This is a genomic window from Kosakonia sp. YIM B13588, from assembly GCF_042788165.1.
Taxonomy (GTDB): Bacteria; Pseudomonadota; Gammaproteobacteria; order Enterobacterales; family Enterobacteriaceae; genus Kosakonia; species Kosakonia sacchari.
On record NZ_JBHZPO010000019.1, the window covers coordinates 70,658 to 79,749 of the forward strand.

General features: G+C 44.1%; 13 protein-coding genes. 11 read left to right on the forward strand and 2 right to left on the reverse strand.

What is annotated here, in order from left to right; genetic code table 11:
• Nucleotides 1–89 precede the first annotated feature (89 nt).
• Both ACFX4U_RS22785 and ACFX4U_RS22790 read left to right on the forward strand, forming a co-directional pair.
• Nucleotides 90–338 (forward strand): helix-turn-helix transcriptional regulator, encoded by a 249-nt coding sequence (locus ACFX4U_RS22785; RefSeq protein WP_160270673.1) that lies wholly within the window; start codon nt 90–92, stop codon nt 336–338.
• Nucleotides 339–363: 25 nt separating this feature from the next.
• The gene (locus ACFX4U_RS22790) at nt 364–687 is read left to right on the forward strand and encodes an antiterminator Q family protein (protein WP_349350529.1); all 324 of its coding nucleotides are present in this window, start codon (nt 364–366) and stop codon (nt 685–687) included.
• A gap of 4 nt (nt 688–691) precedes the next feature.
• Here ACFX4U_RS22790 and ACFX4U_RS22795 read toward each other — a convergent pair whose 3' ends face one another.
• Complete coding sequence (locus tag ACFX4U_RS22795; RefSeq protein ID WP_349350530.1) at nt 692–1,957, reverse strand: hypothetical protein; 1,266 nt, start codon at nt 1,955–1,957, stop codon at nt 692–694.
• A 4-nt stretch (nt 1,958–1,961) separates the two neighbouring features.
• Nucleotides 1,962–3,137: a nucleoid-associated protein gene (locus tag ACFX4U_RS22800; protein WP_313510723.1), complete on the reverse strand. Its 1,176-nt coding sequence runs from the start codon at nt 3,135–3,137 to the stop codon at nt 1,962–1,964.
• A gap of 306 nt (nt 3,138–3,443) precedes the next feature.
• Between ACFX4U_RS22800 and ACFX4U_RS22805 the strand changes: the two genes are divergently transcribed.
• From ACFX4U_RS22805 to ACFX4U_RS22845, 9 genes are all read left to right on the forward strand, one after another.
• Nucleotides 3,444–4,511, forward strand: coding sequence for a site-specific DNA-methyltransferase (locus ACFX4U_RS22805; protein ID WP_313510725.1), 1,068 nt, complete (start codon nt 3,444–3,446; stop codon nt 4,509–4,511).
• A gap of 98 nt (nt 4,512–4,609) precedes the next feature.
• Nucleotides 4,610–4,990, forward strand: a complete 381-nt coding sequence (locus ACFX4U_RS22810) for a phage holin family protein (protein ID WP_020454456.1) — start codon at nt 4,610–4,612, stop codon at nt 4,988–4,990.
• Nucleotides 4,977–5,261 carry a phage holin family protein gene (locus ACFX4U_RS22815; protein ID WP_349350531.1) on the forward strand — a complete coding sequence of 95 codons (285 nt, stop codon included), beginning with the start codon at nt 4,977–4,979 and terminating at the stop codon, nt 5,259–5,261. Before ACFX4U_RS22810 ends, ACFX4U_RS22815 begins: the two co-directional genes overlap by 14 nt.
• Nucleotides 5,258–5,707 carry a lysozyme gene (locus ACFX4U_RS22820; protein ID WP_313510658.1) on the forward strand — a complete coding sequence of 150 codons (450 nt, stop codon included), beginning with the start codon at nt 5,258–5,260 and terminating at the stop codon, nt 5,705–5,707. Before ACFX4U_RS22815 ends, ACFX4U_RS22820 begins: the two co-directional genes overlap by 4 nt.
• Entirely contained in the window at nt 5,707–6,258 is a 552-nt protein-coding gene (locus tag ACFX4U_RS22825; protein WP_313510660.1) for a hypothetical protein, read from the forward strand. Before ACFX4U_RS22820 ends, ACFX4U_RS22825 begins: the two co-directional genes overlap by 1 nt.
• Before the next feature lie 333 nt (nt 6,259–6,591).
• The gene (locus tag ACFX4U_RS22830) at nt 6,592–6,822 is read left to right on the forward strand and encodes a hypothetical protein (protein ID WP_305736346.1); all 231 of its coding nucleotides are present in this window, start codon (nt 6,592–6,594) and stop codon (nt 6,820–6,822) included.
• 324 nt (nt 6,823–7,146) lie between these two features.
• Nucleotides 7,147–7,359 (forward strand): hypothetical protein, encoded by a 213-nt coding sequence (locus ACFX4U_RS22835; RefSeq protein WP_305736345.1) that lies wholly within the window; start codon nt 7,147–7,149, stop codon nt 7,357–7,359.
• A gap of 207 nt (nt 7,360–7,566) precedes the next feature.
• Nucleotides 7,567–7,788: a hypothetical protein gene (locus ACFX4U_RS22840; protein WP_305736344.1), complete on the forward strand. Its 222-nt coding sequence runs from the start codon at nt 7,567–7,569 to the stop codon at nt 7,786–7,788.
• A gap of 973 nt (nt 7,789–8,761) precedes the next feature.
• The gene (locus ACFX4U_RS22845) at nt 8,762–8,935 is read left to right on the forward strand and encodes a GnsA/GnsB family addiction module toxin (RefSeq protein ID WP_305736343.1); all 174 of its coding nucleotides are present in this window, start codon (nt 8,762–8,764) and stop codon (nt 8,933–8,935) included.
• Nucleotides 8,936–9,092: the final 157 nt, after the last annotated feature.

Sequence of the window (9,092 nt, forward strand, 5' to 3'; positions counted from 1 at the left end):
TACAAGTTGTTTTTGCGTCTCATGCAAAGCAACTTGCGCAATTTGCTTTCATACAATAACATGCGTAATACGCAAATTAAGGAGGGATTATGCAATCACCGTTAAGAAAATTGCGTAAGTCGCATGGTATGACTCTTTTGCATGTTGCAACTGGCGTACAAGTCGACCCCGCTACTTTGAGTCGCATTGAAAGATGTGAACAGGTCCCATCTGTTGAGCTGGCTGAACGCCTCGCGCTTTTTTTTAAAGGCGAAATCAGTGAGCTGCACATCTTGTACCCGAACCGTTTTCAAGTTTCTGAAGACTCTCCGGTTAAAGGTAAGCCATCAGCTGCTTAAGCAAAACCACAGAATCAAGGGGTTAATGGATATGTGGGGTGCTTGGGCAGCATCAGATAACAGTGGCGTCGATTGGCAACCAATAGCAGCAGGTTTTAAAGGGCTTTTGCCACATGGAAAAAAGTTCCGCCTTCAATGTGACGATGATGAAGGGATCATGATTGATGGTTGTGTAGCCCGACTGCGTAAATTTAAACCTGAAGAATACGAGTTGATTATTGCTCACTTTATCGTTGGGATATCGTTGCGCTCCATTGCTAAAAAACGAAAATGCTCGGACGGCACGATTAGAAAAGAATTAGAAAAAGCTTTAGGATTTATAGAAGGCGTGATTTGCGCTATTAATTGATTTATTAGCCAGCATATTTAATGCTGGCTAATTGATAGATAAATCCAACGTAGTGCTTCAGTTGTTTTTGAAAATCAAAGGGAAGACTGATATTGATGTTATTATAAATAGAGATTATTAGAAAAATGGCACCACCTACCAGCATAAATAAAGCCCATTTATCAATGTTACTTAATCTGGCTTTTGCATTTTTGATCTGACTTCTTAATTCAGCCTCAATTTGAGTCGCATTGTCTCTTACCTCTTTTCCTTCATCGAATTTGAGATATTTTTTGAATGCTGTATTTAGTCTACTATCTAATGAATCAAAAGATTCTCGATAAATATCATTGGCTGTTTTAGTTACGGACATTATTATCCATAAGCCTAAAAAAATTATCGCTGATTCTAGAATTCCACCTGATTTAACAAGTGCTCCAATGGCAATTAAGGCGCCAGGGATCGTTAGTGCCTTGTTCTGACTGGATGAAATATATTCGTTTATTTTGCTCGTGAACTCTAAGCTTTTTTCGTCCAACTCGTTAAGTAATTTGTTTACAGAGAATCTTCTAGTGTAAATATCATAAAGTTCATCATATTTACGAAGTAGCAAAGGGCTTCGCTGTATCAATTCGAAGAGTAACTTTTCAGTTCCGTCGGAGCTAGATGTTACCTCAGACAGAGCTGTTCGTAACACTGCGACTCTTTCTTTGCTGTGAGGGTCGTTTATTTCAATCAATGAATAAAGTTTTAAAATTTCGTCATGACATCTTTTAGGCTGCTCCAGTTGTTGTAAGTCTGAGTTGTTTACAATTAATGGAATATCTAGTTTTGTCACGGAGTTTTCACTTGTTATGAAAACAATGGCTTTATTTGATTGAAAATGATCAGCGATACGTGTTAGAAGTCGTTTCCATATGAAAAATGAATTATATGCCCATATTACTGAGGCTGCTTCATTATCAACTGATGAAATGGCCTCCTTAACAATAAAATACATGTTGGGTAAGTTTTCAGCGGATTGTATTTGCTTCCAAAACTGAACGGTATCCATAAAAATAGGGCAATACCCATCTTTCCATGTATGTGAGGACCTGTTAACATATAAAACGTTATCGATTATGCAGTTAGTGGTTTTTTTATGGCCACATTTTTCTAATGCTGAATATATCTCAACATCAGTAACATTGCGGTTTTGAGACAATTCAGCGCGTAAATAGCCATCCTCATCTGATAGCTTACTAGTTTTTAATAAGTCCACCAGAATGTTAAATGGCGATTCTTTATCCATAATTTTATTCCTCGACCAAACCTTTTAATTCTGTAAAATCGGTATCATTTAATGGAAAGATTAGACACCTGTTTTCTATATCAAGTTTAACAGGTTTTGTCGAATTTTGGCTACCAATAGCCGTTTTTCTTACTTTGCATATAAAGTTTTTATTTTGATCGGAAAATTTATAAGATGTAGCGTTTTCAGCAGAGAAATTTGTAGGTTCGAATATGTCATCAATTTTATATTCGTTTGTATTTACAAAAGTCAAAAACTGCCCTTTTGATTTATGCTCATCTGGCAAGTGTTTATCAATTCTTTTTTGAATGGTTCGCAGTGTTACTGACTTGTCATTTTTATCTCTGGATTTGCTATCAAGATACTCTCTGATATCTTCTTCGATTTTATCCCTAAGTGGTATGGAGATTGAATTGGCCTCTGAAAATTTGTAAAAAGCGTTGAATAATTCATTAATACTTCGTGCGTTATCTACATCCTTTTTACATCCTAACGCATCTTTGAAAAAATCGCTTTTTGACTTACCTTGAATGAATCTTACATAAGATTCACTATCATTTTTAGGATAGCTTAATTCAAATAACGTTAAGTCGAATAATGCTGCTTGGCGTAATGCATCTGTATCGATAGGAGATAGCTGTTTAGGCGTAAGTACTACTTTTTCAAAATCAAATCCACCTTTTTTGTCAACCATTACAATTAGAAGTCTTCCTAAATCATCCTCATCGTGGGTGGTTTTATAGTGAATAAAAATTATATTGTTTTCGGTAACTCCTGATAGTTTTCTCCCGTCACTGCCGACTTCATATTTTATTTTTTGTAAGACTGCTTCAACAAGTTTTTTAAAATTTATTTTTTTATCTATATATTTTCTCAGTATTGTTGGTATGGATGTTGGTAGGTCGTCCTTAGTAAGGAAGTTATGAAATTTATTTTTGTTCCTGAATTTGGATTCTAACTTTGTAATGAATGAGTTTGAAACTTCATTGTTTAAATTCCATAACCGACCAACTTTTGATTCAAGCTTTCGATTTTCATTTTTTTCTAGCTGGGCAGTTAAGGCCGAAACTGGAGCAAATTCATAAGTGAGAATCTTTTCTATTTCAATTTCGTAGCCGCAGTTTTCACATTTTTCAACAACATTTTTGTGCTCGTAGTCGCATTCAGGGCATTTAAACATCTGAAAACTCCTTGTATAGATATTCTTTCTTTATCTGTTTTTTAAGATAGTTCTTATGACAATACAAAATAACTAACGCGTACGCAAAAACTTCCGTAAGCTGTTAAGAGTGGTCACTTGGACACGAACTTAAAACGATTTTATGACCTCGCTTCGGCGGGGTTTCCTTTTTGTGGAAATGGGCGGCTGGTGGGTGTTGTAGCACCCGGCCAGCCATTCGCTCATGTTTGAGGTCACAAGCGAACCAGGGCCCACTGCTTTAGCGCAAAAGCATAGTGAGCCTATCAGAGTCCCGCTGACTGATCCATGAAAAATACTGTAAATTTAAACAGTGTTGATTTAATCAACGCTGACTGCCTGCATTACATCGCAACCCTTCCTGATAACTCAATTGACCTGATTGTTACCGATCCACCTTACTTCAAGGTAAAGCCGAATGGCTGGGACAATCAGTGGAAAGGCGACGAGGATTATTTAAAGTGGCTCGATGGCTGCCTGGCGCAGTTCTGGCGAGTCCTCAAACCATCCGGCAGCATCTATCTGTTTTGCAGCCACAGGCTTGCGGCAGATATCGAACTGATGATGTGCCGCCGGTTCAGTGTGCTGAATCACATCATCTGGGCAAAGCCGTCCGGAAGGTGGAACGGCTGCAATAAAGAGAGCCTGCGGGCTTACTTCCCGGCGACCGAGCGGGTTCTTTTCGCCGAACATTATCTTGGGCCGTACCGGCCTAAAGATGATGGATATGAGCAGAAAGGGACTGAGCTAAAGCAAAGCCTGATGGCTCCCCTGATTGAGTATTTCCGGAGCGCCCGCGAATCACTTGGCGTGACGGCAAAGGAAATTGCAGACGCCACCAGCAAGAAGAATATGGTTTCGCACTGGTTCGGTGCGAGCCAGTGGCAACTGCCGGGCGAAGCTGATTACCAGAAGTTGCAGGCGCTGTTCACGCGCATAGCGGCAGCGCAGCAACAGCGGAGCGAGCTGGTTCAGCCACACCATCAGCTGGTGGTCACGTACCATTCGCTTAACCGTAAATACTGCGAGCTACTGGAAGAATACAAATCGCTACGGCGTCCCTTTGCTGTCACCGCGGCGGTTCCGTATACGGACGTATGGACCTACAAGCCGGTGCAGTTCTACCCTGGCAAACATCCGTGTGAAAAACCTGCGGACATGCTCAGGGACATTATCAACGCCAGTAGTCGCCCGGGTGATTTGGTCGCTGACTTCTTTATGGGCTCAGGCTCTACGGTCAAAGAAGCGGTGAAACTTGGCCGTCGCGCGATCGGGGTTGAACTTGAAACAGAGCGATTCAATCAGACGGTTGCTGAAGTATCAGAAGTATTGATTACGGAAGGTAACAGAACATAAAGGCCCGTTTAATCGGGTTCCGCAATTTGGCTGCCTACGGGCAGCCTTTTTTATTCCCCTCATTCTGAGAGGACTCACAGCATATACGAGGGGGCTAAATGTCCGAACCTGTTTCCGGTTCCGCAGCGGCGGCAAGCGCTTTAACCGGTGCCAGTTTGTATGGCTTGTTAACCGGCACCGATTACGGCGTTGTGTTCGGTGCGTTCGCTGGTGCCGTGTTCTATGTCGCCACGGCTGCCGATCTGACGATTCTCCGCCGTTCGGCCTACTTCATCGTTTCTTACTTCGCCGGCGTGTATGGCTCCGGGCTGGTGGGTTCAATGCTGGCAAGCATCACCCATTACAGTGATAAACCGCTTGATGCGCTCGGCGCGGTTTTGCTTTCCGCGGTGGCGATTAAGACGCTTACCTTCTTTAGCGAGCAGGATCCCCTGTCGCTGCTGCAAAGGTGGCGGGGAGGGACAAATGGTAACAAGTGATCCGCTGGTACTGACCAACGTGGTGACCAGTACCGCTATCGTTTTGCGCCTGATGATGTTTCGTAAGCCCGGCGAGCGACACAACTGGTGGGCGTCATGGCTGGCTTATCTGATCATCCTGGCTTATGCCACGGTGCCATTCCGTTTCATGTTCAACTTCTATTTCCATGCCCACTGGGCGACCGTGCTGATGAATCTCATCATCTGCGCTGCTGTATTCGCGGCGCGCGGTAACGTAGCCCGGATTTTTCACGTACTGAGGCCAGAATAATGCAGATCAGCGATAAGGGCATTGCACTCATCAAACAGTTTGAAGGTCTGCGGCTGACGGCATATCAGGACAGCGTTGGCGTATGGACGATCGGCTATGGCTGGACGCAGCCGGTGGACGGGAAACCAATCCGCGCCGGGATGACCATCAAAGAAGAAACGGCAGAACGTTTGTTGCGTACAGGGCTGGTGAGCTACGAGAGCGACGTATCGAAGCTGGTGAAAGTGAAACTGACGCAGGGCCAGTTCGATGCGCTGGTTTCCTTTGCCTACAACCTTGGCACCCGGGCGCTTTCCACATCAACGCTGCTGAAAAAGCTTAACGCAGGGGATTACCGCGGCGCTGCCGATGAGTTCTTACGCTGGAACAAAGCTGGCGGGCAGGTGCTGGCTGGCCTTTCACGTCGGCGCGCTGCTGAGCGTGAATTGTTCCTGGGTGGTGCATGATGAACCGGCTGACCGCTATAGCTTCACTTTCAGCGGTAGTAGTAATTGCCGTTCTGGTAGTTCTGCTGGCATTTGCAAAAGCTGACCTGTCTACAGCCGAAAGCGATAACCGCGTCCTAAAGAGTGACAACGCGCTGCAGGGGCAGGTGATTGCCACGCAGGCATTTAACGTGAACCGGTTTAACCAGGTGGCGCAACTGGCTGCCAGTGCTAACGCCGTGGTAGCTGGTGATGCCGAAAAAACCGTTATTGAATACCGGGAGATTCTTCGCCGTGAGAAAACCTGTGATCTGCCTGTTCCTGCTGACATTGCTCGCGGGTTGCTCGAATACGCGTACCGTTTACGTGCCAGCGCAATGCACGCCGATCCCGGCCAGCCTGACACAGCCGATGTTAGTGCCACTGCCACCCGCGGGTTAACGTATTGCCAGGCGGTGCTTTGGATTAGGCCTCTGCTCGCCACCATCGAGCAGGGCAATAACAACTTTGCTGGTATTCGGGATATCGAGCAACAGCCTCAAAACACTTCGGGTGAAAATGCCAAAAAGTAAACCGGGCAGCTAGCAACAACTGAAAAGTTGCCGCTGTGAGGGGGACAAACCTGTAGGGCTTGTAGTGATTAAAACTGCTAAAACAGTTTTATCTTAGTTGAAAATAAAAGCTTTCAGCATAATTGCCATCTTCTTGCTCTTTGCAATGCTAAAACTTTAAAACTCTATAGACTCAATCCACCGCAGCCTTGCCTACACCAGAAAGGCAGCGGTTATTAGTGGATCAGAAAACATGTATCGCCCGGGTGGCTCCTGCGAGCCACTATTCTGACTTCAAGCTGATACTAATCAAAGGCCACTTATTGTGGCCTTTTCTCAACATTAGGGATGTCTATGAAAAATGTTCTGGTGTTCTTTAACTCCCAGCCTGTCATGGTGCAAAAAGTCAAAGCTGGAGAGGAAACGATAATTCGCGAATACCCAAACGGCGAAGTGGCACATCTGAAAATTCAGTATGCGGGTATACATTCCATAACAGGTGATCACAGTGAGTTCTGCGTTGCATCCGACAGAGAGCTTACTTCTCATGAAATCGTCGATGCTGCAAACAAGATTTTGAAATAACGTGAGATTGTTCATTTCTGAGATTATAAAAAAAGCCTTCTAAGCGAAGGCAATATTGAGGTACAGCATCGGTTCTTATTTTCAGTTTCCCTCAGATCCCGCTGAAGGTGATGACTCATCCGTGAGTCGTTCCCTGGGTCTGGGCGAGCATCCTTTAAGAGCCGAATCAAGTGTGGCCTATAAAACCATTTCAACAAGCGTAAGCGGAAAGATTAAGCCAAAAAACTTTTATTAACGGCAGAAGAAAGATTATGACGGCATTCCAGCAGGTATTCAGTGAGTGCATGTGATAGTGTCGAATCTCCATCTTAGAGGTGATCCATAATGGCGAGTAATAACAAGAGAGAAATTGCGCTTGAACAGGCTTTAATTGCTTTGTTATCAGCAGTGAAAGAGTCCAATATTGACGTTGATAATCTTGTAAAAAATGCAAATCATGTGATTTTGAATAGTGCTCATAAACACAATATAATTGATGATCACGACATTAGAACTTACGCAATAGAAATTATGAAATCTTTTGCCGATAAGGTCTGATCGCTCGATTTGACTGAGGCTGTATTAAGCAGATTATATGTACTTACATCAAGCCACTGGCATCTGCTGGTGGCTTTTTTTATGGCGCTTCGCATGCGCTAAACAATCGAGAGTCTTTCAGTCGTGAGCCTGGGGAAAGCTGTTTTCTCGGGCGGCTGTCCCATGCGACAGGCTCACATCTAAAAGGTAAGTATTATGTGAATAACCGTGCTTGACGATGATCCGGGAGAGCGAATCATTCCCGGCTGTGAACGTATAACCGTCTATCTCAACGGTGAAGAAGTCAAACGCTGTCAGACCGCCGACGACATCTTAGGTGAGGTGGTGGATATCGTATGTGATGACAATGGGCGCGTTGTTGTGATGAACGGCGAAGTAAAACGTCGCATTCGCTATGGTCATGTGAAGATTGAGCGATGCCGCAAGTAGTCATCCAGGCTCTCATCTGCGGGTGGGCTTGATAATGAAAAAATGTCTTCTAAATAAGAGCAACAGGAATAATGCTGGTCTTTTCAGCTATTTTTATCTTCTTGACGCACTCATCCCTGAGCTATCTCCTGGTGTGGGTAGGAGCCACAGTGAGGAGATTTAACTGTTACACACAATTACCTAACAACAAGCGTGAGCGGCAGGTATTAAGAAAACGCGAGGTGTCGACACGCAAAGACAGAATCGAGATGAGTTGTCAGAACAGGGCAGGATTGGGGTGCATGTGCGTTAGGGGTGCTTAAGTTAGAAATCCTTCATCCTATAAAAGATGAAGGATTGTCATATGGGGTATCCTGCAAGCTCAGCTGATTAGAACCTTTTATGACTTTTAAGCACGCCGTTGCTGTCGAAGATGAATAATATGTTTGCCCCCAGGCCATTCTGGCATATCACCCCATCTGTATTGACTTTGTCAGTTATACCCTGGCAAGCCATGTTACTGACGTAAGGTCTGATCTGGCATTTGAGTGTTTTACCATCCTCAATCTTTAGGTGACCTTTATCAATTTCGCTCGCAGCCGGGGCCGGGCATGTTCCATCACCCCAATTAACACCATGATGTTTGTCAAAAGCTGAACATCCTTGAAGCAATAATGCGCTAGCTATCAGAGTTACAATGTGAATCTTCATTTTTAACTTCCAGTTGTGAAATGCCAGAGTATTGTTTGCACTGTGCGCAGAGCATTTTAGGCCTGAGTTTACCATCGTCATTTAAGATGAATCTTAGTTGGGGTGGCGTCTATGACAAAGCTACGCAATTGCAGCATTTAAGAAACGGGGAGCAGGTCACTCCATCAAGCGCCTGTCAGGTAGATAGTCTATAGTTTATAAAGAGTTATGGTTGTGGACAGTTAATCAACACTTGTCACCTTGCTTGCAAGTGGGAATAGTAGACATACCAGAAGAGGTACAGATGAAAGATGACGCTCTGATACAAAAGGCAGAAGAAGAGATCTCTGCACTGATAGCTAAGAAGATTTCAGAATTACGAAAAAAAACAGGAAAAGAAGTCTCTGAAATCCAGTTTGTTGGTCGCGAATCAATGACGGGTCTCGAAGGTTATGACGTAAAAATTAAACTCCTCTAGTCAGTCCCGTTTTTCCATTGCAAGGTCGCTAAGGCGGCCTTTTTTATTGCGCTTCCCACGCCTCAAACGTTTGAGCCCAGTGACCTGCCCCCGGTATTAGATACAACCGTCAGTTAGTAATGTCGGTTTGTTTACCTTCACATTTTCCATTCCGCCA